General features: G+C 36.8%; 1 pseudogene. It reads right to left on the bottom strand.

What is annotated here, in order from left to right:
• A pseudogene (locus tag OZD66_RS05645) lies at positions 1-568 on the bottom strand (transposase); the annotation flags it as partial.

Below are 568 nucleotides of genomic sequence, written 5' to 3'. Positions count from 1 at the left end.
CTCCAGAAAAATTCTCTAACTCTGCTCCTACTTTGAGTCGTTTATAGCACTCCTCTATGTGCCACCTTAACACATAAGCTTTGCTCCAAAGTCTCGGTCAAAAACTCTGTTTCTCAGTTGGCTAATGTCAGCACTATAACTCTTACTTTCTGTCCTTTCATTTTATTTTTTAGCTTTTCATTTTCTAATATAAAATCAAAATCTAATTCGCCAGCGTTCCCATAGCTTACTATAATTTCTTTTTTGCAAGCAAAAAATAAAATCTACTTCCAAATCATAATGCTGCTGAATGAATTTTACTGAAGACGATCATAGATAAATAATAATTTCTCTTGATTTAATAAACGCATTTGAGTGATAACTTCGGGTAATTGTTCTGCCGCCAACGTTTGTTCACCTATATTCCAAGCTGCAAGACGAGCACTGCAAATCAGCGAAGTACACAAATCAACAAACAAATTGCCAATGGTGCCTGTTGTTCCATTTGGTTCAAACTCGGATACAATTTCCCCAGAGCTGGGTAATCTCATACCAGAACCATCTGCTGCAATAAGTCTATAGCCTCTCC

Source organism: Wolbachia endosymbiont of Drosophila baimaii, assembly GCF_028982185.1.
Classification (GTDB): domain Bacteria; phylum Pseudomonadota; class Alphaproteobacteria; order Rickettsiales; family Anaplasmataceae; genus Wolbachia; species Wolbachia pipientis.
Note: the sequence above shows the minus strand (reverse complement) of the source record. Positions and strands in the feature narration are given on the sequence as shown.